The 23,372-nt window shown below is 68.2% G+C and carries 17 protein-coding genes; 8 read left to right on the top strand and 9 right to left on the bottom strand.

Annotated features, from left to right (window positions below):
• Window positions 1-107: 107 nt before the first annotated feature.
• Both ACFWU2_RS04140 and ACFWU2_RS04135 read right to left on the bottom strand, forming a co-directional pair.
• Entirely contained in the window at window positions 108-1,127 is a 1,020-nt protein-coding gene (locus ACFWU2_RS04140; protein ID WP_378601291.1) for an ABC transporter substrate-binding protein, read from the bottom strand.
• Window positions 1,128-1,219: 92 nt separating this feature from the next.
• Entirely contained in the window at window positions 1,220-8,977 is a 7,758-nt protein-coding gene (locus ACFWU2_RS04135) for an amino acid adenylation domain-containing protein (protein ID WP_378601288.1), read from the bottom strand.
• Window positions 8,978-9,155: 178 nt separating this feature from the next.
• Between ACFWU2_RS04135 and ACFWU2_RS04130 the strand changes: the two genes are divergently transcribed.
• Genes ACFWU2_RS04130 through ACFWU2_RS04115 form a run of 4 tightly spaced genes read left to right on the top strand, consistent with a single transcriptional unit; the run spans window position 9,156 to window position 13,416 of the window.
• Window positions 9,156-10,298, top strand: coding sequence for an isochorismate synthase MenF (locus ACFWU2_RS04130; protein ID WP_378601285.1), 1,143 nt, complete (start codon window positions 9,156-9,158; stop codon window positions 10,296-10,298).
• Window positions 10,295-11,065 carry a 2,3-dihydro-2,3-dihydroxybenzoate dehydrogenase gene (locus ACFWU2_RS04125; protein ID WP_378601282.1) on the top strand — a complete coding sequence of 257 codons (771 nt, stop codon included), beginning with the start codon at window positions 10,295-10,297 and terminating at the stop codon, window positions 11,063-11,065. Before ACFWU2_RS04130 ends, ACFWU2_RS04125 begins: the two co-directional genes overlap by 4 nt.
• Window positions 11,066-11,095: 30 nt before the next feature.
• Window positions 11,096-12,745: a (2,3-dihydroxybenzoyl)adenylate synthase gene (locus tag ACFWU2_RS04120; RefSeq protein ID WP_378601279.1), complete on the top strand. Its 1,650-nt coding sequence runs from the start codon at window positions 11,096-11,098 to the stop codon at window positions 12,743-12,745.
• Between the two features lie 29 nt (window positions 12,746-12,774).
• Entirely contained in the window at window positions 12,775-13,416 is a 642-nt protein-coding gene (locus ACFWU2_RS04115) for an isochorismatase family protein (protein WP_378601276.1), read from the top strand.
• A 1-nt stretch (window position 13,417) separates the two neighbouring features.
• On the opposite strand, the gene ACFWU2_RS04110 is transcribed toward ACFWU2_RS04115, so the two are convergent.
• Entirely contained in the window at window positions 13,418-15,274 is a 1,857-nt protein-coding gene (locus ACFWU2_RS04110) for an ABC transporter ATP-binding protein (protein ID WP_378601273.1), read from the bottom strand.
• An 85-nt stretch (window positions 15,275-15,359) separates the two neighbouring features.
• Between ACFWU2_RS04110 and ACFWU2_RS04105 the strand changes: the two genes are divergently transcribed.
• Both ACFWU2_RS04105 and ACFWU2_RS04100 read left to right on the top strand, forming a co-directional pair.
• The gene (locus ACFWU2_RS04105; RefSeq protein ID WP_378601270.1) at window positions 15,360-15,788 is read left to right on the top strand and encodes a MarR family winged helix-turn-helix transcriptional regulator; all 429 of its coding nucleotides are present in this window, start codon (window positions 15,360-15,362) and stop codon (window positions 15,786-15,788) included.
• A gap of 55 nt (window positions 15,789-15,843) precedes the next feature.
• Window positions 15,844-16,566 (top strand): 2OG-Fe(II) oxygenase, encoded by a 723-nt coding sequence (locus tag ACFWU2_RS04100; protein WP_378601267.1) that lies wholly within the window; start codon window positions 15,844-15,846, stop codon window positions 16,564-16,566.
• Between the two features lie 54 nt (window positions 16,567-16,620).
• On the opposite strand, the gene ACFWU2_RS04095 is transcribed toward ACFWU2_RS04100, so the two are convergent.
• The 3 genes from ACFWU2_RS04095 to ACFWU2_RS04085 are packed head-to-tail and all read right to left on the bottom strand — an operon-like array spanning window position 16,621 to window position 19,155.
• A complete protein-coding gene (locus ACFWU2_RS04095; RefSeq protein WP_378602309.1) occupies window positions 16,621-17,331 on the bottom strand; it encodes a GNAT family N-acetyltransferase in 711 nt (236 codons plus the stop codon).
• Window positions 17,306-18,277, bottom strand: a complete 972-nt coding sequence (locus ACFWU2_RS04090; protein WP_378601264.1) for a phosphotriesterase — start codon at window positions 18,275-18,277, stop codon at window positions 17,306-17,308. The genes ACFWU2_RS04095 and ACFWU2_RS04090 overlap by 26 nt, the downstream gene beginning before the upstream one ends.
• A 59-nt stretch (window positions 18,278-18,336) precedes the next feature.
• Window positions 18,337-19,155, bottom strand: a complete 819-nt coding sequence (locus tag ACFWU2_RS04085; RefSeq protein ID WP_378602306.1) for an SDR family oxidoreductase — start codon at window positions 19,153-19,155, stop codon at window positions 18,337-18,339.
• A 162-nt stretch (window positions 19,156-19,317) separates the two neighbouring features.
• On the opposite strand from ACFWU2_RS04085, the gene ACFWU2_RS04080 reads away from it, so the two are divergent.
• Window positions 19,318-19,980, top strand: a complete 663-nt coding sequence (locus ACFWU2_RS04080; protein WP_378602303.1) for an alpha-ketoglutarate-dependent dioxygenase AlkB family protein — start codon at window positions 19,318-19,320, stop codon at window positions 19,978-19,980.
• 13 nt (window positions 19,981-19,993) lie between these two features.
• On the opposite strand, the gene ACFWU2_RS04075 is transcribed toward ACFWU2_RS04080, so the two are convergent.
• The gene (locus ACFWU2_RS04075) at window positions 19,994-20,863 is read right to left on the bottom strand and encodes an aldo/keto reductase (RefSeq protein ID WP_378601261.1); all 870 of its coding nucleotides are present in this window, start codon (window positions 20,861-20,863) and stop codon (window positions 19,994-19,996) included.
• 133 nt (window positions 20,864-20,996) lie between these two features.
• Here ACFWU2_RS04075 and ACFWU2_RS04070 point away from each other — a divergent pair, with 133 nt between their 5' ends.
• Window positions 20,997-21,482, top strand: a complete 486-nt coding sequence (locus ACFWU2_RS04070) for a MarR family winged helix-turn-helix transcriptional regulator (protein ID WP_378601258.1) — start codon at window positions 20,997-20,999, stop codon at window positions 21,480-21,482.
• Between the two features lie 31 nt (window positions 21,483-21,513).
• Here ACFWU2_RS04070 and ACFWU2_RS04065 read toward each other — a convergent pair whose 3' ends face one another.
• Together ACFWU2_RS04065 and ACFWU2_RS04060 are read right to left on the bottom strand one after the other, a co-directional pair.
• Window positions 21,514-22,317 carry a family 1 encapsulin nanocompartment shell protein gene (locus ACFWU2_RS04065; RefSeq protein WP_378601255.1) on the bottom strand — a complete coding sequence of 268 codons (804 nt, stop codon included), beginning with the start codon at window positions 22,315-22,317 and terminating at the stop codon, window positions 21,514-21,516.
• Window positions 22,314-23,339, bottom strand: a complete 1,026-nt coding sequence (locus tag ACFWU2_RS04060; protein WP_378601252.1) for a Dyp-type peroxidase — start codon at window positions 23,337-23,339, stop codon at window positions 22,314-22,316. The genes ACFWU2_RS04065 and ACFWU2_RS04060 overlap by 4 nt, the downstream gene beginning before the upstream one ends.
• Window positions 23,340-23,372 lie beyond the last annotated feature (33 nt).

Below are 23,372 nucleotides of genomic sequence, written 5' to 3'. Positions count from 1 at the left end.
TTCCGGGGCGGAGACGAGCTTGTCGGGCACGACGAACACGGCCCCCGAGTCGGGGACATCGGGGGCCGTTCGGTCGGTGGCAGCCGCGGTGATCGACCGCGACGGTGTTACTGCTTCTGGTTCGCGGGCAGCTTTTCGAGCGCGGCGTCGATGGAGTCGAGTGCGAGCAGCGCGGTTTCGTACGTGGCGGCGTTGGCGTGCTGGACGCCGACGAGGTTGCCGGCCTTGACGGCGGGCAGGTTCTGCCACAGCGGTGAATCGAAGACTTCCTGGAGTTCGGCAGAGACCGAGCCGTCCGCTTCGAGGCCGTAGACGATCACGTCTGCGTCCGCGAGGTTCTGCGGCAACTGCTCGAGCGAGACGTATTCGCCGTGGACGTCTGCGGGATCGACGGGCTCACCGGGGAACGTGAAGCCGAGGTCGTCGAACAGGTTGGTGGTGTAGGACGACTTGTACTCGCGGAAGAACTCACCCGGCTCGGTGCCGCAGGTGCTGCACAGGCCGGCGAAGTTCAGGCTGCCGAGAGTATCCCCGTACTTGTCCGCGATCTCGGCGGCGCGCGCTTCGTACTCCGACTTGAACTCTCCGTAGGCGTCACCGACGTTGGCTGCGTCGGCGTACTGGTCGCCGAGCGCGCGCCAGTCGCCGGGGTTGGTGGGGCCGAGGAAGACGACCGGCGCAAGGGCCTCGAGCTTGGCCATGTCCACCTGGGACTGCACGCGGGCCGGAACGCCCATGATGATCAGGTCGGGCTCGGCAGCCGTGATGGCCTCGTAGTTCAGCTCACTCGCCGCTCCGTCGGGTGCCACCTTCGGCAGTTCCTCGTATGCAGCGAGGGTCTCCTCGTCCATGCTCCCGATCTCGCGGGTCCATTCGCACACCGCGGCAAGGTTCGCCCCGGCCTGGATGAGCGGAAACGCGGCGTAGCCGCACGCGACGATGCGCTGCGGGTCGGCCGGGATCTCGATGGAGCCGTTCTGCGCCTCGAACGTCCGGGTGGCCGCGGCCTCCGTGCCGTCCGAAGCATCGCCGTTGTCGCTCGAGCAGCCCACCAGGCCGGCCGTGAGCAGCGCAGCCGCACCGAGAACCGCGACGCTACGCGCCCGGCTACGTTCAAGAACCCGCATGACATGTCTCCCAGATGTGTTCTCGCCGGGATGTACCCCCGGTCACGATTGGTTAGGCTAACCGAAACAATTGGCCACGCCAAGCGTCACGATCATCCGAATTCCAAGGCGAACTCGTCGATCTCCGACTGATCGAGGCCGCCGAGAGTCAGATCCGACGGGGTGAAGCCGCCTGCATCCCCCGACTCCGCGTGTCCGGCAAGTGCCTGCAATGCCGCAACCCAACTCTCCACGAGGTCTGCGACCACGTGCTCGGGCACCAGCGCCGGGCTGTAACCGAACGTGCCCCGGAGGACCGGACCCTCCCCCGTTTCCTCGGTGAACACACCTATTTCGAGCGCGTGGTTCACCGGCATGTCGGCCTCTGTGGCGCCGCCGAGGCCCGCCGATTCCGGCGCGCTCGACCACGGCTGTCCCTCCGCTTCACCCAGCGTCAGTCTGCCCAGGTAGTTGAACCCGATCTCCGGAGCGGCCGCCGACGCGAGAACCTGCCGTCCCTGCTCGTCGAGATGACGGAGAATCCCGAATCCGACACCGCTGTCCGGGATCTCGCGGAGCTGCTCCTTGACCTTCTTGAGCGCCTCTCCTGCATTCCGGCCACCCGCGAAGGCGTCGTCGAGGTCTGCCCCCGACACATCGAGCCGCGCCGGGTACAGGCTCGTGAACCATCCGACGGTGCGCGACAGATCGGCGCCGGGCACCACCTGCTCTTCTCGTCCGTGCCCTTCGAGATCCACCACCACCGCACCCGCACCGCACACTCTGGCTGTGGCAAGTGCCAGCGCAGTGAGCAGAACGTCGTCGACACCCGCATGGAATTGCTCGGGCACCGTCGTGAGCAGAGCCTCTGTCACCGCGACCGGCACGTCGACATGCGCCTGCGCCGTCGCGGACATCGTGTCCCGCGTGGGATCCACGGGGCGGGAGGCAAATGAGGTACGGCCGTCGGGCGCCGTGATGCGACGCCACAACGGGAGTTCGGATCGCCGCGCCGGCGCGGCATCGAGCAAGCCGCGTGCCCAGACCCGCAACGGAGTACCGGACCGAAGCGGCGCGGTCCCCGCGACGGCCTCGGCGAGATCCGGGACCAGAATCCGCCACGACACACCGTCGACCACCAGGTGGTGCACCGCGAGCAGCACCCGGCCCTGCGCGCCGGGGCCCGGATCGAAGAACACGACGCGCACGAGCTCCCCGGACCCGGGGTCCAGCGCTGCGTACGCCTCCTCGGTCGCCGCGACCATCACCGCGGACGGGTCGTTCAGGCCGGAGATGTCGACCCGGGTGACCACGTGCGCAGCCGTCACCGACCCCACCGGCAGGACCTCGAGAACGCGTGCAGCCGAGTCGAACACCGAACGCAGCGCGTCGTGGACGTCGAGCACGGATTGCACGGCGCCGGTCAGCGCCTCGAGGGTGAGACCTTCCGGGGTCCGCAGCAGCCGGGACTGCGCGTACCTGGCGTACGACCCACCTCGGTCCAGCAGGTCGTGGACGATCGGCGTCGCCGGAACGCTGCCGAGCGCCGCCGCGACATCCGTTTCCTGTCGGCCCGTATCCACCTCGGCGACTCGCGCCAGGCCCGCGACGGTCCGGTGCTCGAAAACGTGCCGCGCGGTGAACCGCAGACCCGCCGCGCGGGCCTTGGCCACGAGCTGGATCGACACGATGGAATCACCACCGAGCGAGAAGAAGTCGTCGTCGAGGCCGACCGCGTCGAGTCCGAGCACTTCCGCCACGACGGCGCAGAGCCGCCGCTCCATGTCGCTGCCCGCCACCCGGCCGGCCGTCGCGGGCGCGAACACCGGGGCAGGGAGCGCAGCCCGGTCCACCTTGCCGTTCGCGGTCAGCGGGAACTCCTCGAGCACCACCAACGCAGCGGGCACCATGTGGTCGGGCAGCCGGTCGGCCACGTATGCCCGGACCGCGTCACCGTCCGCCCGCGTGGTCCCCGGCACGACGTAGCCGACGAGGCGTTTGCGTCCGGGTTCGTCCTCGCGGGCCAGCACCGCGGCGGCCGTCACGTCCGGATGGCCGGCGAGGACCGCCTCGACCTCACCGAGTTCGATACGGAAACCGCGGATCTTGACCTGATCGTCGGTCCGGCCGAGGTATTCGAGGCGGTGGGGCGCGCGGGATGTCCACCGCACCGTGTCGCCGGTGCGGTACAGCCGGCTCCCCGGTGTGCCGAACGGGTCGGCCACGAACCTGCCGGCGGTGAGGCTGTGCCGGCCGAGGTATCCCCGGGTCACGTGTGGGCCGCCGAGGTACAGCTCACCCGGCACACCCGGCGCCACGGGGCGCAGGTACCGGTCGAGGACCAGTACACGACCGCCGGCGATGGGCTCGCCGATATGCGGCCCCACGTCCGCCGTCATGACCGCGGCAGTCGCGTCCACCGTGCACTCGGTGGGACCGTAGATGTTCAGTGCGCGCAGCCCCGGAGTGGCGGCGAGCCCGGCCCACAGCTCGGCGGGCACGGCCTCCCCGCCGACGGCGACCACCGACGGCCGGTGATCCGCGGCCGCGTCGAGAAGCCCTTCCGCGACGAGTTGCGTCATCAGCACCGGCGCGCAGTCCAGGGCGTCGATTCGATGCTCACGGACATAGCCGACGATGCCGTCGGCGTCGGCGGTCAGCTCTTCGGGAAGCACGTGCACGGTGTGGCCGCCGAGCATCGCGAGCAATTGGTCGACCGACGAATCGAACGCGAAGGTGTAGCTGAGCAGCACCCGCAGCCGCTGTTCCGCCGGATCACCGTAGGTACCGGAACGTACCGTCTCCCAGAGATTCACCACACCGCGGTGCGGCACGACGACGCCCTTCGGCAGACCGGTGGAACCGGACGTGTAAACCACGTAGGCGACGTTGTCCGCACCGGCGCGACCGCGCAGTTCCGTGGCCGTCGACGGCATGCTCGCATCGCCGCACTCCGCGACAGCACTCTCGTCGAGGACGACGGTCACGCCTGCATCGTGCGTCATGTAGTCGATGCGCTCGGGCGGGTAGTTCGGGTCGATCGCCAGGTATGCCCCGCCCGCCTTCCAAACACCGAGAATCGCGGCGACCACGGCGCTTCCGCGCGGGAGCCGTAGCGCGACGACCGTTTCTGCCCGGACGCCGCGATCCACGAGGTGGCACGCGATCCGGTCGGACCACGCGTCGAGTTCCCCGAACGTCAGGGTTCCCTCGGCGGAGACGACGGCGGGGTGATGCGGCGCTGCGGCAACCGTGCGGTCGAACAGATCGACGAGCGTCTCCGGAACGGGTTCCGCGCGTGCGGGTTCCGGTGCCGGTCGGCCGGCGCGGAGCCAGTCGCGTTCGGTGCCGGAGAGCAGGTCCACACGGGACAGGGGCCGGTCGGGATCTCCTGCCAGAGCGGCGAACCCACGCACCACGCGCGCCGCGAAAGACTCGGCGGTGTCGTGGTCGAACAGATCACGGGCGTATTCGACGCGCACCCGCATGGACCCGTCCGGTGTGTCCACCACGTCGAACGTCAGATCGAACATCGCGGCATCGTTGGGGACGAGGGACACCTCCGGCGCCAGATGCTCGAACGCACGCAGCGCCGGTGGGTTCCGGTACTGCACCATCACCTGGAACAGCGGGTGACGGGCGGCACTGCGCTCGGGGTCGAGTGCCTCGACGACCCGGTCGAACGACACGTCCTGGTGGGCGTACGCGGCGATGTCGGCGTTCTTGATGCGGGCCAGCAATTCCCGCACGGTCGGGTCACCGGACAGGTCGGTGCGCAAGACCACCATGTTGACGAAGAACCCCACGAGATCGTCGAGTTCGGAGGCGGGCCGGCCCGCGGTGGGTGAGCCGATCGGGATGTCCTCTCCCGCCCCGCTGTGAGAGAGCGCCAGCGCCACGGCGGCGTGCGCCATCATGAACATCGTCGTGCCGGTGGCGCGGCCGGCGGCGCGGACCGCATCGGCCAGCCCGGCCGGGACGGCCAGTTCGACACCTCCACCGGCGAACGATGCCACGGCCGGCCGAGGCCGGTCGGTTACCAGTGCGAGTTCCGCCGGTATACCCGCCAGCTCGGTGCGCCAGAAGTCGAGTTGCCGTCCGGCGAGCCCGGTCTCGTCCTTCGGGTCACCGAGCAGTTCACGCTGCCACACCGCATAGTCCGTGTACTGGACGGGCAGTGGTGCCGGCTCGGCGACGGCGGCACCTGTGTGCGCGGCGTAGAAAGTTCCGAGGTCCCGCAGCAGAATCGGCGTGGACAGTTCGTCGCTCGCGATGTGATGCACGAGCAGCAACAGGATGCTCTCGCCGGGCGCGACGGTGAACAGCCGCACCCGTACCGGGGTTTCGCGCTCGAGGTCGAATGCGTAGCGCGCCGCCGACCTCACGTCTGCTTCCACCGTGTCCGGGCCGGTCTCCACGACCGCGAACGGTGTCTCGACGTGCTCGAGTACCCGCTGCATCCCGGTTCCGTCCCGTTCCGCCAGCACCGTGCGCAGGCTGTCGTGGCGCGCGAGGACGTCGGTGACGGCACGGCGCATCGCGTCGGCGTCGACGTCACCGTGCAGCCGCACGGTCAGCGGAACGTTGTACGTGGGGCTGGGCCCCTCCATCCGGAACTGGAACCACAACCGTTGCTGCGCGAAGGACAGCGGGACGAGATCACCGTGGTTCCTCGCGACCAGCGGTGGGCGTGCGGGCCCGGCGTCCACACCCGCGCTCGCGCAGCGCACAGCCAGCCCGGCGACAGTCGGGTGGTCGAATACTTCCCGGATCGCCAGTTCGACGCCGAGAGTGTCCCGCACCCGGGCGAGAAGCTTTGCCGCCGAGAGCGAGTGCCCACCGAGTGCGAAGAAGTCGTCGTCGGCGCCGACACTGTCGAGCCCCAGGATCTCTCCGAACAGCTCGCACAGGCGGCGTTCGAGTTCGGTGGCCGGAGCTCGCGAGGAGACGAGCGTGGCGAAGTCCGGTGCGGGAAGACCCTTCCGGTCCAGCTTTCCGTTCGAGGTCAGCGGTAGCTCACCCAGCACGACGAGCGCGGCAGGCACCATCGCTGCCGGGAGCCACTCGGTCAATTGTGCCCGGGCGACCGCCGGATCGAGTGCATCGCCGACGAGGTAGCCCACAAGTTGTGCGGTACCGGCAGCGTCCGTGTGGATCGCCGACACTGCCCGCACCACACCGGGAAGCCGCAGCAACGCCGCGTCCACCTCCCCGAGTTCGATACGGAACCCGCGAACCTTGACCTGGTTGTCGACGCGGCCGCGGTAGACGATGTTCCCGTCCTCCGTCCACATCGCACGGTCGCCCGTGCGGTAGAGGCGCGCGTGGGCGGGATCGGCCGAGCCCGTCCCGAACGGGTTCGCGACGAACCGGGTCGCGGTGAGGGAGGGTGCGTCGAGATAACCGCGGACGACACCCGGACCGGACAGGTACAGCTCCCCCTCCGTTCCCGGCGGCACCGGGGCGAGACCGCTGTCGAGGAGATAGGCGCGCAGGTTCGCGACCGGCCGGCCCACCACGGGAGTCTCGCTGTCGTGCACCTCGGCCACGAGTGCGTCGACACTGCACTCGGTGGGGCCGTAGAAGTTGAACGCGGCGCCGCGGCGGGAGCGCAGGTTCTCCCACAGCCGGCCGGTGGCCGCGTCGCCGCCGAAGCCGAGGGTGGAGACGGTGTTCTCGGGAAGCATCCCGTCCTCGACGACGTGGTCGAGTTGCGCCGGGGACAGTTCAACGAAGTCCCAGTCCTCGCGCAGCGCCTGTTCGGTGAGCCGTGCGGGGTCGCGCTGAGCGGATTCGTCGACGATGTGGAGGGTGTGCCCGGCGAGCATCCACAGCAGCGGTTGCACGGAGGCGTCGAACGCGAGCGACCACGCGAGACCGAGGTGCAGGTGGTCGTGGCCGGCTTCGCGTGCGGCGCGGGTGAACACCTGCTCGCGGTGGCTGTGCAGGAGATTGACCAGGCCGCGGTGGGGTGCGACCACGCCCTTGGGTCGTCCCGTGGATCCGGAGGTGTAGATGACGTACGCGACCGAGTCGGGCGTGGGCCCGGACCGTCCGACGGGCGGCAGACCTGCCTCCACGCGGTCGTCGGTGTCGATGTCGTCGAGGAGAATCCGGCGGGTGGCCTCGTCGGCGTCCGCAACCCGTCCGTCCGTGGTGCGGTCGGTGAGTACGTACACGGGCGAAGCGTCGGCCAGCACGTATGCGAGGCGCTCGAGTGGCTGGTCGATGTCGAGCGGCACGTAGGCCGCGCCGGTTTCGAGCACTGCGAAAATCGCGACGACAGCGTCGACCGTACGCGGAAGGGCGATCGCGATCCTCGGTTCGGCAGCGTCGCCGAGTCCTTCGGAGACGAGGTATCGCGCGAGCCGGTCGACCCGGGCGCGCAACTCCGCGTAGGTCAGCGTGGTGGTCGCGTCCGCGAGGGCCGGCACGTCGGGTGTCACGGCTGCCTGCCGGTGCAGGAGATCGACGAGAGTCAGGTCCGGTTCGACCGGGACGTCCGGGGATGCACTCCAGTGCTCCAGGATCCGTGTCCGCTCAGCGGGAACGAGGATCGGTAGTTGCGCGAGCGTTGTCGCCGGATCGAGGGTGGTCACCGAATCGAACAACTGCTCGAGACGCGCGGCGTGGATCCGCAGATCGTCCTCGTCGTAGAGGTCGGCGTCGGCGTCGACGAAGACTTCCAGGCCGGCGCTCTCGTCGAGGGGCCGCACCGTGATCATGAAATCCTGGAGGGGTCCGCGGGCGATCGAGTGCACGGCGGCGGTGATGTCGGCGAAGCGGAACCGGTCGCCGAACGGTTTGACGTTGACGGACGGGCCGATGACGCCTCGCGACCCGGCGGGCAGGCGCAGGTCGCGTTGGATGTCCTCACCGCGGTAGCGGTAGTGCTTGCGGCACCGGGCAACCGAATCGCGGACCTGCCCGACGAGACCGGACAGGCTGTCGCGGGCGGCGGGGCGCAGTCGCAACGGCACGACGTTGACCGCCGTCATCGGCACATTCAGTGCGGCGGAACCGAGCCTGTTCATCACCGGGAATCCGATGGTGATGTCGTCCCGTCCGGTCGCACCGCGCAGGTACGCGGCAACCAGGGCGGTCACCGCATCGCCCCAGCTTCCGCGGGCGGATTTACCGAGTGCGGCAAGCGCGTTCTGCTGCTGTGCGTCGAGGGTGAATCGGACAGCCCGGGAACGGCGCGCGATTCCGCTCGCCCCGGGGCGCAGTGCCACCGCCTCCTCGACGTCCGCGAGATACTCGGCCCAGAACGCCCGGTCGGCGGCGAACGCGTCGGACTCGCGGTAGCTCTGCTCTTCCAGCACGACCGGTTCGACGGGCGCGAAACGGTGTGCGGGCGGCTCGGCCCCCGCGACCAGCGCGGTGTAGTGCTCGCCGATACGGCGGTTGAACAGGGAGAACCCGAACGCGTCGAACACGAGGTGATGCCCGCACACGTACAGCACGACACGGTCGTCCGCGAGTCGGAGCACGGCGGCGCGGACACACACGTCGACGGCCGGGTCGATGGCGCGTGCCAGGTCGTTCGTCATCCACTCGTGGGCCGCGGCCCACGGGTCCGGCACGCCGCGCACGTCCACTACGGGCGGGTCGTCGAGTTGCCTGCGTCCGGGAAACTGGACGACCGTACCGTCGGACTGAGTTTCGAAGGCCGCGACCAGGGCCTCACAGTCGTCGGCGGCACGACGAACCGCGACCACCAGGGCGTCCGTATCGACCGATCCGCGCAGTTCGAGGCATTCCGAGGTGTTGAAAATCGGGTTGTCGGGGGTCAATTGCTGAGCGAACCATACGCCCGTCTGGGCGCGCGTGAGCGCGAGTCCCGAAGTCGACGGCCTGGACGTGGGCACTGTCATCCCCTTTTCTGCGTTCGAAAACTCTTGGGCGCGAGCAGAACACCCGTGTTGCGCAACTCTCGGCAATGCGGAACAGTACCAAAGGTAAGGCTAACCGTATATGTTGCTGAAGCGATCTTGTGCACCTTGCGCTCGATCCGCCTTTCTCACTCCGCTATCGAGAGGTTCGAGCATGCAAACATCGGTTGTCGACGCACCGACACCCGACTGTGCCGAGCGGACCGTGCCACGCCCGTTCGTGTTGTCCCGCCCTCACGGCACCGTGGTCGCCGAAGGACTCGACGACCGGTTCGACCGCGCCGACGCCGCGTCCGAGGCTCTGCGAACAGGGCGCGTGCGCGCTCTCGCCGGTGCGCTCCCCTTCGATCCCGCGCACCCCGCCGCCCTGACGGCACCGCGCGCGCTGCGGCACACCTCCACGCCGCTCGGCGTCTCGAGGCCCGATCTCCCCGCCATCCGCATCGCCCACGCGATTCCCACCGAGCAGGCGCACATCGACCGTGTAGCCAGCGCACTCACCCTGCTGCGTTCCGCCGACGACGACCTCGTCAAGGTCGTCCTCGCACGCGCGCTCGAACTGCGCTCCGAACGGCCGGTCCCGACCGCCGACCTGCTCGCACGACTCGCCGGGAACGACCCCGCCGGCAACGGATTCGCCGTCGACCTCACCCCGGCCGGAGAATCTTGGCGGGGACGGCACCTGATCGGCTCGAGTCCCGAGGTGCTCATCCGGCGCCGGGGCGATCTCGTCACCGCACATCCGCTCGCAGGATCGGCACCGCGTCACGCCGACCCCGATTCGGATCGCGCGACCGCCGAGCGGCTCGCGAAGTCCGCGAAGAATCTCGCGGAGCACGCGCACGTCGTTCGCGCGCTGCGCACCGTACTCGAACCGCTGTGCACCGACCTCGACATCCCGGACCGGCCGTCGCTGACGAGCACCAAGCAGTTGTGGCATCTCGGTACTCCGGTGTCGGGGCGACTGCGCGATCGCTCCACCACAGCGCTCGATCTCGCCCTCGCGGTGCATCCGACTCCCGCGATCTGCGGCACGCCCACCGACGCGGCGCGAGATTTCATCCGCGATGTCGAAGGTGACCGCGGGTTCTACGCCGGGGCTGTCGGATGGTGTGACGCCGACGGTGACGGCGAGTGGATGGTGACGATCCGGTGCGCCGTACTCGACGCGGACGGGCTCACCCTGACCGCCTACGCCGGTGGCGGGATCGTCGCCGATTCCGATCCCGCAGACGAACTCGCCGAGACCACCGTGAAATTCGGCACCGTGCTCGATGCACTCGGGGTGCGGCGATGAGCGCCCCCGTCACCCTCGTCGTGGGCGCCGCCCAGGGCATCGGACGCGCCACCGCTGTCACCCTGGCCCGCGCCGGACACCGGCTCGCCCTCATGGACCGCGATCCGGGCGGCCTACGCAAGACAGCAGCGCTGATCGGTGACGACACCCCCGTGTACCCCGTCGACATCCGCGACCACGACGCGGTCGAGTTCACCGTCGCCGGCATCGAATCCGACCACGGCCCGCTCGAGCGACTCGCCCACGTCGCGGGAGTGTTCACCACCGGATCCGTACTCGACTCCGACCCGGACGACTGGCAGCGCATGTTCGACGTCAACGTGACCGGGCTGGTGGCGGTGCTCCGTGCCGTGGGACGTGTGATGCGGGAGCGCCGTTCGGGCTCGATCGTCGTCGTCGGATCGAACTCCGCAGGTGTGCCCCGGATGGGAATGGGCGCGTACGGATCGTCGAAGGCGGCCGCAGCGATGATCGTGCGGGTCGCCGGACTGGAACTGGCGCAGTACGGAATCCGCGCCAATATCGTCGCCCCCGGCTCCACCGATACCGCGATGCAACGGTCGCTGTGGGAAGACCCCGACGACGACCGCGGTGCGCGCAACGCCATCGAGGGCGACCCCGCGCAGTTCAAGGTCGGAATCCCGCTCGGGCGCATCGCCGAGCCGTCCGACATCGCGGACGCCATCGAGTTCCTGCTCTCCGACCGTGCCCGGCACATCACCATGCAAGCCCTGTACGTCGACGGTGGCGCGACCCTTCGCGCCTGAAACCCGTTCTGTCCCCGAAAGGAATCATTCGTGACCTCCGGCCTCCGGCGCAGCGCGCTTGCCGACATCGCCCGTTTTCCCGAGGAATTCAGCGAGCTGTACCGCGGCGCCGGGTATTGGACCGGGGAGACGTTCGCGGAGTTCATGCCGACCCGCGCCGCGCAGTTCGGCGACCGGATCGCTGTCGTGGGACCGGATGCCACCGGGGCGCGGCGGCACCTCACCTACCGTGACCTCGACGAGTCCGCCGCGCGCATCGCCACCGGGCTCCAGAATTCCGGTGTCCGTGCCGGCGACCGGGTCGTGCTGCAGCTACCGAACATCGTCGAGTACACCGAAGTCCTCTTCGCGGTCTTCCGCATCGGGGCGTTGCCCGTGTTCGCTCTCCCGGCGCACCGCGCTTCCGAGGTCGGCTACTTCTGCCGTTTCGCGGACGCCGCCGCCTACGTCGTCGCTGCCGAGCACGGCGGATTCGATTACCGCACGCTCGCCCGCGAGGTGACCGGCGCACTGGAAAACCCGCCCGCAGTGATCGTCGCCGGGGACTCCACCGAGTTCATCTCCCTGGCGTCGCTGCGCACGCACGAGCCGGCACCGATCGCCGACGTCGATGCCGAGTCCGTCGCCTTCCTCCAACTTTCCGGCGGTACCACCGGAACCCCGAAGCTCATCCCCCGCACCCACGCCGATTACCTCTACTCGGTGCGCGATTCCGCCCGGATCTGCGGAGTGGACGAGCACACCCGCATGCTGGTCGTACTTCCTGCGGCACACAACTTCCCGATGAGCTCGCCCGGGATTCTCGGTGTCCTCCACTCCGGTGGCACGGTCGTGCTGGCGCCGGACCCGAGTCCGGACACCGCCTTCGCACTCATCGAGAGCGAACGGGTGACGATGGCCTCGCTGGTCCCGCCGCTCGCACTGGCGTGGTTGTCCGCACGGGCCCGTACCGAACACGACCTGTCCTCCCTCGAGGTACTGCAGGTCGGCGGCGCGAAGTTCCCCGCGGAGGCGGCCAAGCGGGTGCGCCCGGAACTCGGTTGCACGCTGCAGCAGGTCTTCGGCATGGCAGAGGGCCTCGTCAACTACACCCGTCTCGACGACGACGACGAGACGATCGTCCAGACCCAGGGACGCCCGATCAGCCCGCACGACGAGATCCGTGTCGTCGACGACGCCGGCGAGCCCGTCCCGTTCGGCACCCCCGGGCACCTCCTCACCCGCGGTCCTTACACGATCCGCGGTTACTACAATGCGCCCGAACATAATTCGACGGCATTCACCACAGACGGGTTCTATCGCACGGGCGATATCGTGCGCATCACCGAACACGGCTACATCGTGGTCGAAGGCCGCGCCAAGGATCAGATCAACCGGGGCGGCGAGAAGATCGCGGCCGAGGAGGTCGAAAACCACCTCGTCGCGCATCCCTCGGTGCTCGATGCCGCCGTGGTCGCCATGCCCGACCAGTACCTCGGCGAACGCACGTGTGCCTTCGTCGTGACCGAGGGGGAGGCTCCGAAAGCGCTTGCGCTCAAAGCCTTCCTGCGTGAGCGAGGACTCGCGGCGTACAAGATCCCGGACAAGGTGCGCTTCGTCGACGCATTCCCGGTGACCGGTGTCGGCAAGATCAGCCGCAACGAACTGCGTCGCGCATTGGCCGCCACCCTCCAGAACTGACCGACCACACCGCAGAAAGCGAACATCCGATGGCCCTGCCGAAGTCCGTGTCCTATTCCCTTCCCTACGAGCAGCCCGCGAACGTGGTGTCGTGGTCGATCGATCCGAACCGAGCCGTCGTACTCGTGCACGACATGCAGGAGTATTTCGTGCGGTCGTTCGACCGGGCGGCCGATCCGCTGGCCACCGTGGTTCCCCATATCGACCTGCTGCGCAACACCGCCCACGATGTCGGGGCTCCGGTCGTGTACACCGCGCAACCGGGAGACCAGGACCCGGCCGATCGTGCGCTGCTGTCCGACTTCTGGGGTCCCGGGCTGTCCGAAGACCCCGCCGAGACGTCGATCATCGCGGAGTTGGCACCGCACGCCGGCGACACCATGCTCACCAAATGGCGCTACAGCGCCTTCATCCGCACCGATCTGCTCGAACGGATGCGCGAGTGGGGCCGCGACCAGCTGATCGTCACCGGCGTGTACGCGCACATCGGGTGCCTGACGACCGCCCTGGACGGGTTCATGAACGACATCCAGGTCTTCTTCGTCTCGGACGCCACGGCCGACTTCTCACAACGCGAGCACGCCGACGCGCTGAGCTACGTCGCCTCGCGATGCGCGGTCGTGCTTCCGACGCACGACGTGGTGGGTGCCCTCTCGTCGGTGCGCGCCTGAGTCACACGCTTACGGACCGGTCGGGGTGCTCGGAGAGCGTACGGCCGTCTCGCCGCGCGAGTGCCGCGTACTTGCCCCCGCGCGCGACGAGCGCGTCGTGGGTGCCCCGCTCGATGATCCGCCCGTGATCGAGGACGACGATCTCGTCGGCGTCGCGCACCGTGGAGAGGCGGTGTGCGATGGTGATGGTCGTCCGCCCGGCCCGGGCGTTGTCGAGCGCCTGCTGCACGGCGCGTTCGGTGTCGTTGTCGAGGGCACTGGTCGCCTCGTCGAGCACCAGGATCCGCGGATCCCGCAGCAGGGTGCGGGCAATCGCCAGTCGCTGCTTCTCGCCACCGGAGAATCGGTGTCCGCGTGCGCCGACCACGGTGTCGTAGCCGTCGGGCAACGAGGTGATCAGGTCGTGGATGTGCGCCGCACGCGCGGCGTCCTCGATCTCCGCGTCGGTGGCGTCCGGCCTTGCGTAGCGCAGATTCTCCCGGACAGTGGCGTGCAGCAGATAGGTCTCCTGCGACACGACACCGACGAGAGCCGCCACATCGGCGAGCCGCATGTCGCGCAGATCGATCCCGTCGATCGTCACCCGGCCGGAAGTGGGGTCGTACAACCGCGCCATCAGTGACCCGAGCGTGGTTTTGCCCGAACCGGTCTCGCCGACGAGCGCGACCTGCGCACCGGCCGGCACCTCGAGGTCGATCCCCTCGAGCGCGAGACGGTGTGCCCCTTCGTACCGGAAGCTGAGATTCTCGAATCGGACCCTGCCGGAGATGTTCTCGGGGTCGACCGGGACCGGGTGAGCAGGTTCTTCTATGTCGACGTCCAGATCGAGATACTCGAAGATGCGGCTGAACAGTGCGAGCGAACTGGTGACGGACACGCCGACGTCGAGCAGGCTCATGAGGGGACGGAACAGCGCCCCCTGCAGCCCCGTGAATGCGACGAGCGTGCCGATGGTCATGCCACCCGAGGTCGCGGGCAGACCTGCGACGAGATAGAGCACCGCCGGAATCGCCGCGAACACGATGTTCATGGTGGCCATGCGCCACCGTCCCGACAGTTGCGCGTGCACCTCGAGGTCGGCGAGGTCGGCGGAGGTCCTGGCGAACTTGTCCGACAGCGCGGGCCCGGTGCCGAGGGTCTTGCCGAGCAGTACGCCGCTGACGGACAGGCCTTCGTCGATCTGGGTCTGGATGTCGGCGAGCCGGCGTTGCTGGCGCGTCGTGATCGCCCGTCGCATCTGGGCGACGCGGCGGGTGAGCCAGATGGCCGGCGGAAGCACGATCAGCGACAGCAGCGACAACCGCCAGCTCAGGACGGCCATGGCGATCGCGGTGCCGACCACGGTCGTGATGTTGGCGGCGAGCGAGGTGGCCGTCGTCGTGACGACGGACTGCATGCCGCCGATGTCGTTGGTCAGTCTCGACTGGATTTCACCGCCGCGGGTGCGGGTGAAGAAGCTCAGGGACTGCCGTTGCAGGTGGGTGAACACCCGGGTCCGCAGGCCGTGCATGATCCGCTGGCCGACCGTGGTGGAGATCCAGGTCTGCACCACGCCGAACAGCGAACTGATCACGGTGACCGCGAGCATGCCGCCCACAGCCCACAGCAACAGACTCACATTCTGGTGCGGAATCGCGTCGTCGATGACGGCGCGCACGAGGAACGGCGTGGCGAGAGACACGGCGGACGACGCGACGATCAGCACCACCACGAGGGTGATCTGACGGCGGTAAGGGGCGAAGAGAGCGCCGATCCGGCGCAAGCTGACGGGAGATTCGCGCAGCTGCTCGACGTCCTTGGGATCGATTTTTCCACGGCCACCGGGGTGACCGCCTCGACCTGGTGGGGGATGCATCATGCACACCACCTCGATTCATGATTCGTACGTAATTACTGAGGTTGCCTCATTAAGAGGTACCTGTCAAGTGAGGTATAGTCCGGTCATGTCCGATTCTCCCGTTGTGCTGCGCGACCTTCTGATGGGCGCCACCCGCACCCTGCGGCGACGTTGGCACGACCTGCTGAACCCGTGGGAGCTGTCCCCACACGAACACCGTGCACTCCGGGTCATCGGCGACACCGACACTCCGATCCGCCTCGGCGTGGTCGCAAAGGCACTGCGTATCGCGCCCCGGTCGGCGACCGAGGTCGTCGACCGCCTCGAATCCCGTGGACTGACCGAGCGCCTTCCCGATCCCGCCGATCGCCGCGCGGTATGTGTGCAGCTCACCGATAACGGTCGCACAGTGCTGGACGAACTCGACTCGGCACGCGACACCGACGCCGCGGAGGTGTTCGCCCGGCTCGACCCCTCCGAACGCGCCGACCTCGCCCGGCTGCTGCGCAAACTCGTCGACGACGCCCCTCGCTGAGATCTCACGTTCTCGCACTCCGGTGCGTTTACGGTACGAGAGCGAAGGAGGCCGCATGGCGCACCACACCTCGAAACTCGCTGACCGCGTCGACGCCCTGCCATGGGCGCAGTTCGCCGACGACCTCGACAACTACGGCTGCGCCGCCACCGGCCCGCTCCTCGAACCGTCCGAGCGCACCGAGATCCTGTCGCTGTGGGACGACGACACCCGATTCCGCACGACCGTCGATATGGCCCGCCACCGCTACGGCCACGGAACCTACAAGTACTTCGGCGCGCCCGTCCCCGACCCGGTCGCACAACTCCGCGCCACCTTCTACCACCGCCTGCTCGCCCCCGCGCGCGAGTGGGCCGAGCGATTGGGTGATCCCGCACCCTGGCCCGACGACTTCGACGAGTGGCTGGAAATGTGTCACGCTGCCGGCCAGAGCAAGCCGGCGCCGCTGATGCTGCGCTACGTGGGCGGCGACTGGAACGCGCTGCACCGCGACCTCTACGGCGATCTCGCATTCCCGCTGCAGGTGGTGATCGGGCTCGACCGTCCCGGTGTCGACTACAGCGGCGGCGAGTTCATGCTCGTCGAGCAACGTCCCCGAGCCCAATCCCGCGGTACCGCCACCGTGATCGAGCAAGGGCACGCCTTGATCTTCACCACGCGCGACCGTCCGACGCGCGGTGCCCGCGGATGGACGCGGTCGCCGGTGCGGCACGGCGTGAGCACCGTCCGGTCCGGTCTGCGGCGCACGCTCGGGTTGGTGCTGCACGACGCCGCGTGAGCGCGCCGGCGGGAACTCCGCAGCCGGCGAGATCGGCAGTATTCCGGGGGTCGGTCAGATCACCGTCTCGGACCGGCGTTCGAGCAGGACGGTGTCGTGCCAGACTCCTGCGAGCTTGCCGATACGTTCGCGGATACCCACGGTGCGGAATCCCGCCGCGTGGTGCAGGGCGAGACTGGTGCGGTTCTCCGGGAAGATCGAGGTCTGCAGCGTCCACAAACCCGCCTCGTCGGCGGCGTCGACCTGGGTGCGTAGCAGCGCCCTGCCGACCCCGCGCCCCCGCATCCCGTCGGCGACGTAGATCGAGTTCTCCGCCACCCCGGCATAGCATTCGCGGCTCGATACCGGGCTCAACGCCGCCCAGCCGACGACGCACCCGTCGATCTCGGCGACCCAACGGTGGTCGGGCAGCCACACCTCGTCGAGCACCTCGCGAGCGGGAACCTCGGTGGTGAAGGTCGCGGTGCCGGTGGAGATCCCCTCACCGTAGATCCGCCGCACCGCATCCCAGTCCCGATCCTCGAGCGGGCGCACCGTCACGTCGGCAGGACGGTCCTCGGGGCGGCGAGGGCCGCCGGTGAGGACTCCCCTCACTGCAGTGTCGGTGTCCACCCCGACGCCGCGAGCAGCCGTGATCGGCAAACCGGACGATGTCATGACTCCACTGTATTGATCAGCGTCGACGGTCGCATGCGTCGACGCTTGTCCGGAGGAGTGCGGACCCGGCTCGGCGGCAGCCTCACCTTTCGAAGAACCGCCGCGGATTGTCGACCAGCATCGTGGTGATCTGCTCGTCGCTGACGCCACGCTCGCGGAGAACCGGCAGCACATCGTCACTGATGTGGTTGTAGTTCCAGTTCGGTACCGCAAGTTCCTTGACGTCGTGCGGGAACCAGTCGATGAAGCACGACGCATCGTGCGCGAGCACCATGCGGTCCGCGTATCCGCTCTCCGTCAGCGCGACAACGGTATCGACGCGTTGTTCGAAGGGCAGCAGTAGGTCGAGACCGAACCGGTCCATTCCCAGGAGCGACCCGGCGTCGGCGATCTTGCGGAGGTACTCGAGGTCGGTGGAGTCTCCGCTGTGCCCGATCACGACCTTCGTCAGGTCGACACCTTCCTCGGCCAGCACCTGCTGCGCCACGAGGCCGGACCCGGTGTGCGGATTGGTGTGCACGGTGATGGGGACTCCCGTTTCGACGTGGGCCCGGCCCACCGCGCGCATCACGCGCTCGACCCCCGGCGTGAGGCCTTGCGCCTCGATCGCGCACTTGAGCATCGCCGCCTTCACACCGGTGTCGGCGATGCCCTCAACAATGTCGTGGACGAACAGTTCGGTAAGGGGTTCGGGGGCGTCGAACAGCAATCCCGGTCCTACATAGTGGAATTGGAACGGCAGTTCGTTGTAGGTGTACAGCCCCGTCGCCACGAGAATGTTGATGTCGGTGTGTTCGGCGATGCGTTGGATCCGCGGTATGTACCGGCCGAGTCCGATCACGGTGGGATCGACGATCGTGTCGATCCCACGGTCCGACAATGCACGCAGTTTCGAGATCGCGTCGGCGACGCGCAGTTCCTCGTCCCACCTGGTCGGGTATCCGGGGTAGTTCTCGCGCAGTTCCTCCCCGAGCACGAAGACGTGTTCGTGCATGAGGACACGACCGAGATCACCGGTGTCGGCGGGGCCGCGGACGGTGTCGACAGAAGCCATGGCGCAGACGCTATGTCACCACGAGCGGATACGGATCGGGTTTCGGCGGGACCGCACTCCTACTGCTGCGCCGACTCCCCGCGGAGGATGTTCTGGTACCGGCGCATGCCGCTCAGCCATCGGTCGTAGTCGGCGCCCTTGTGCCGGTACATCTCGAGGACTTCCGGGTGCGGAAGGATCAGAAAGTGCTCGTCTTCGAGCGCCCGGAGCACGACCTCTGCGACGTCGTCCGGTTCCAGAACGGCACCGGCACCGGTCACCGCACGGGTGGCGAGCGCGCCGAGTTCGCTGTCGGAGTTCTTTCCCGCGTACAACAGTGGAGTGTTGACGCCCATCGGGCACAGGCACGACACTCGCACACCACGGTCCCCGTAGGTGACCGACAGCCACTCGGCGAACCCGACCGCGGCGTGCTTGGTCACCGAATACGCCGCCGACCCGATCTGGGTGAGAAGACCGGCAGCCGACGCGGTGCTCACGAAATACCCTTCGCCCCGCTCCACCCATCCGGGCACGAGAATGTTCGCAGCACGGATGTGGGCACGCAGATTGACGTCGAGGACCTGATCCCAGGCGGATTCGCCGATATCGAGTCCGGGCGGGCCGGTGATGCCGGCGTTCGCGAAATACAGGTCGACCGGCCCGAACTCCGCTTCGGCGCGCTCGACGAGACCACGGATCGCGTCGGTGTCGGAGACGTCGCCTCCCACCGCGATCGCCGACGTGGCGTCGAGAGCGTCCACGACACGCTGAGCGGCGTCCTCGTCGAGGTCGGCCACGACCACACGGGCCCCTTCCGCCACGAGCCTGGCCGCGAGAGCGCCACCGATTCCACCGCCGCCACCCGTCACGATGGCTACCTTGCCGTCAACCTTCACCGGACCCCTCTCGGTCGTGATGCTCGCTGCCCGCACTGTCGCACGCTGCACCGGACTATAGGGCGAACACCGGACGACGCGGGGGCAAGTCGTCGTCCGTGCCGGGGCTTGGCATCCTGGAGACGGACGCATTGCCACGATCCGCCGAGAGTGACCCTGACTGTGAACGAACTGTTCTCCATCCCCCGTCCGCGCCGCGAGATCGCGCCCGGTGCGGTGCACGTGCCCGACTGGCTGAATGTCGACCAGCAGCGAGAACTGGTGGAACTCTGCCGCGAGTGGGCACGGGGCCCGGCGCCGATGCGGCACACCGTGTTACCGGGCGGCGGGCAGATGTCGGTGCGTACGGTGTGCCTCGGCTGGCACTGGTCCCCCTACCGGTACAGCCGCACAGCGGTGGACGTCGACGATGCGCCCGTCGCGCCCCTCCCCGACCTGCTCGTCGATCTCGGGCGGCGCGCGGTCGCCGATGCGTATCAGGACGCGGCCGCGGGAGCGGACTACACACCGGACGCCGCATTGATCAACTTCTACGATCACGACGCACGCATGGGCATGCACCAGGACAAGGACGAACGGGTCGCGGCCCCGATCGTGTCGCTGAGCATCAGCGACGCCTGCACGTTCCGCTTCGGCAACAGCGAGTCCCGGGGCCGTCCTTACACCGATGTTCGTCTCGAATCCGGCGACCTGTTCGTGTTCGGCGGGCCGTCACGATTCGCCTTTCACGGTGTGCCCGTCGTCTTCCCGGGCACCGGCAGCGCACAGGTGGGACTGTCCGGCGGCCGGCTGAACATCACCTTGCGCGCGACCGGCCTGGACTGACCGAAACCCCGACTCAACGGTCGCCGAGTTGCCGCGCAGCGTCCTCGAGGGCTGCGACGTCACTCCCGGAGAGTTCGATCCGGGCGGCGGCGATGTTGGCGTGAAGATGCGTGATGCTCGTGGTTCCGGGCAAGGGAACGACCGCGCCGGCGACCCGGCGAGCGCGATGATGAACCCACGCGAGGGCGATCTGGCCACGGGTCGCTCCTTCTCGCGCAGCAATGTCGGCAAGGGCCTGCCCGAGAGGATTGCCGGCGGAGTGAGTCAGGCTGCCGTGCCCCAGTGGCGAATACGCGACCAGCGCGATCCCCAGGTCGGCGAGAGTCGGGAGCAGGGTTTCGACGCTGCGTTGCGCGAGGGACCACTCCAACTGGACCGCGGCGATCGGGTGCACAGCGTGAGCGCGCCGGATGTCGTCGAGCGTGACATTGGACAACCCGAGCGCACCGATCTTCCCGGCTCGGTGCAGTTCGGCCATCGCGGCGACGGTCTCCTCGATGGGTGTCTCCTCGCTGCGGTGATGCAGATAGTAGAGGTCGAGGTGGTCGACGCCGAGACGCCGTAACGAACCGTCGATGGCCGAACGCACTGTCGCAGGATCCGCGCGGACGCTCCAATCGTCCATCCGGCCCGATGGCCCCCAATAGACGCCGAACTTGCTGCACAACGTGACGTCCTGGCGACAGCCGCCGAGTGCACGGCCGACCACTTCCTCGTTTCCGTACATTTCGGCGGTGTCCAGCACGGACACGCCGGCATCGACGGCGGCCCGGACCAGGCGGGCGGGGTCACGGTCGTCGTCGCCCCACCCGTCGTCCGTCAGTCGCATCAGGCCGAGGCCCTGGAGGGGCGCGGTGTCGGATGTCCACGTCGCAACCGTCATGAACGATGACGCTACGACCTCGACTGCACTCGAGGTCAAGAGCGACGGGCGTCGCCCGGCATCCCGGTCGTCCGGTGGACCCGACCCCCGATCACCCCGATACGGCCCTCGTCGGGTTCGGTATTGTCAGGCCATGAGCGTCGATACCCCGGCAGCGCAGTTCTCCTCCTCCGGCGACGATCCTCTGGCCCTCGACCGGCAGGTGTGCTTCGCGCTCGCCGTCGCGAACCGCGCTGTTCTCGCCGTCTACCGGCCGATCCTGGACCGGCTCGGCCTCACCCATCCGCAGTACCTGGTGATGCTGGCCCTCTGGGAGCACGCCCCGATGACGGTGAAGGACATCGGGCGGGTGCTGCAACTCGACTCCCCGACGCTGTCCCCGCTGCTCAAGCGGCTCGAAGCCCTCGGATTGCTCACGCGCGAGCGCAGCACGATCGACGAACGGCAGTTGGTCGTCGACCTCACCGACGAGGGCCGTGCCCTGCGCCGCGACGCGGAGTCCGTGCCCGGCGAGGTGTTCGATTCCCTGGGCGTCGACGTCGCCGAACTCGAGGCGCTGCACACCGCTCTCGTCCGGGTCAACGCCGCAGCGCTGAAGGCCGGGGATCCGCCCCGCTGAGTGCAGGCCCCCGGCCTTCGGCGAGCGAGGCTCAGCCCTGCGAGATCAGCGGCACCGACGCTTCGCTCGTGTACACGAGGAATGTGAACGTCTCCTGGAAGTACAGCTGGACGTTCTCGCTGTCGTGCGAGAGGTAACCGATCGACAGGTCCTGCCCGACCTGCAGGTCGTAGTCCCCGCCTCGGGTGGTGAGAACGAATGCTCCATCGATCGCGGGAGCCCAGATGATGTCCCCGTCGATGAGGCGCCTGATCTGCTCCCGGATCGGATAGCCGTGGTCGGACGTTTCGCTGACCTTCGTGAATTCGTCGGCACTGAGTAGCACGTGGTACGGCCCGCCGACACCTGCGAGTCGCAGCTCGGACAGCGCCTGGCTGATGGTCTCGGGGATGTCGCGCGGATCGTCGGGCAGTTGCAACGCGGTGTTGGACGACGACGCGCGGATGCCTTCGATACCGGCGGCGGCGTAACCCTCGAAGATGGCCCGATCTTCGGCGAACGCGATCTGGCGCGCAGCTTCCTTGACGGCATCGAGATCGACGTCCTTGGCGCCTCGCTCGACGTTGTCGAGTTCTTCGCGCGAAAGAGTGAACGGCACCCGCAGTTCGACCAGCGGCGCCACCCGGTGCTGACGCGCGCGGACACCCGCCGCGGGTGACTCGACCTCGCCCAGCCGGCCGAGACCGACCGCGGCGAAATCTGTCCCGTGGGGGCCTGAGAAATCGACCACGAGACGGCCCGCGACATGCCGCTTGAACGTGCGGGTCGCCTCCTCCTCGATCTCGGCCCACGCCGCGTCGGTAATCGGAGCAAGGTCACGATAGAGATTGTTCACAGCGTTGAACTCCTTCTGAGAGCACCGATTCCGAGTGACCCGTCCGCATCCGACGGCGTCGATGCACTCGTGTCGGCAGTTCCGGGTGCGTCCGCCGGTGCGGGCGGAAGATCTTCGAGCATTTCCGACGAGGGACAGAAGAAGAGCGAACCCGTGACGGCCGTGGAGAAGTCGAGGATGCGGTCGTAGTTGCCGGGCGGATTGCCCAGAAACATGTTGCGCAGCATCTCTTCGGTCACATCCGGCGTCGCGGCGTATCCGATGAAGTACGTACCGAACTCGTCGGCACCGAAACTGCCGAACGGCATATTCGCCCGCAGGATCTGGCGCTCCTCACCGTCGTCGTCCTCGATGGAGGTGAGCGCGACGTGCGAGTTCGCGGGCTTGGTGGCGTCGTCGAGTTCGATGTCGTCCAGTTTCGTCCGGCCGACCACGCGCTCCTGCTCTTCGACGCTGATGGCGTTCCAGGTCGAGAGATCGTGCAGGTACTTCTGCACGATCACGTAACTGCCGCCCGCGAACTCGGGGTCCTCGTCGCCGACGAGTGCGGCAGCCGCCGCCTCCTCGTCTTCCGGGTTCTCGGTGCCGTCCACGAATCCGAGAAGGTCGCGACGCTCGAAGTAGCGGAAACCATGGGTTTCGTCGACGACCGTCGCTGCGCCCCGCAGCCGGTCGTTGATCTTCGCCGCAAGTTCGAAACACAGATCCGTCGACGACGCGCGGAGGTGGAACAACAGGTCGCCCGGGGTGGACGGCGCACGGTGCCGGCCGCCGTCGAGCGGGACGAAGGGATGCAGCCCTGCGGGACGCGGACCGTCGAACAGTCGGTCCCACATCTCCGACCCGATGCCCGTCACCACCGACAGCCCACCGTCCGGAATCCGGAAACCGACGGACCGTCGCAGACCGGACAGATCTTCGAGGAGACTGCGCACTTTGTCTTCTCGACCTTCGTCGATCGTGAGGACGAGAAAGATGGCCGCTTCGGTGAGCGGAGTCAAGATCGGTTGGGAACGCGCCACGGTCTCACCGTAGTTCACGCGAGCGGCCCCGGT

It is taken from the genome of Rhodococcus sp. NPDC058639 (genome assembly GCF_042717545.1).
GTDB lineage: Bacteria > Actinomycetota > Actinomycetes > Mycobacteriales > Mycobacteriaceae > Rhodococcus.
Note: the sequence above shows the minus strand (reverse complement) of the source record. Positions and strands in the feature narration are given on the sequence as shown.

Excerpts from the sequence above, each read along its gene's own strand:
- ACFWU2_RS04140 (WP_378601291.1), bottom strand. The coding sequence starts at position 1,127 with ATGCGGGTTCTTGAACGTAGCCGGGCGCGTAGCGTCGCGGTTCTCGGT.
- ACFWU2_RS04130 (WP_378601285.1), top strand. The coding sequence starts at position 9,156 with ATGCAAACATCGGTTGTCGACGCACCGACACCCGACTGTGCCGAGCGG.
- ACFWU2_RS04125 (WP_378601282.1), top strand. The coding sequence starts at position 10,295 with ATGAGCGCCCCCGTCACCCTCGTCGTGGGCGCCGCCCAGGGCATCGGA.
- ACFWU2_RS04115 (WP_378601276.1), top strand. The coding sequence starts at position 12,775 with ATGGCCCTGCCGAAGTCCGTGTCCTATTCCCTTCCCTACGAGCAGCCC.
- ACFWU2_RS04110 (WP_378601273.1), bottom strand. The coding sequence starts at position 15,274 with ATGATGCATCCCCCACCAGGTCGAGGCGGTCACCCCGGTGGCCGTGGA.
- ACFWU2_RS04105 (WP_378601270.1), top strand. The coding sequence starts at position 15,360 with ATGTCCGATTCTCCCGTTGTGCTGCGCGACCTTCTGATGGGCGCCACC.
- ACFWU2_RS04100 (WP_378601267.1), top strand. The coding sequence starts at position 15,844 with ATGGCGCACCACACCTCGAAACTCGCTGACCGCGTCGACGCCCTGCCA.
- ACFWU2_RS04090 (WP_378601264.1), bottom strand. The coding sequence starts at position 18,277 with ATGGCTTCTGTCGACACCGTCCGCGGCCCCGCCGACACCGGTGATCTC.
- ACFWU2_RS04075 (WP_378601261.1), bottom strand. The coding sequence starts at position 20,863 with ATGACGGTTGCGACGTGGACATCCGACACCGCGCCCCTCCAGGGCCTC.
- ACFWU2_RS04070 (WP_378601258.1), top strand. The coding sequence starts at position 20,997 with ATGAGCGTCGATACCCCGGCAGCGCAGTTCTCCTCCTCCGGCGACGAT.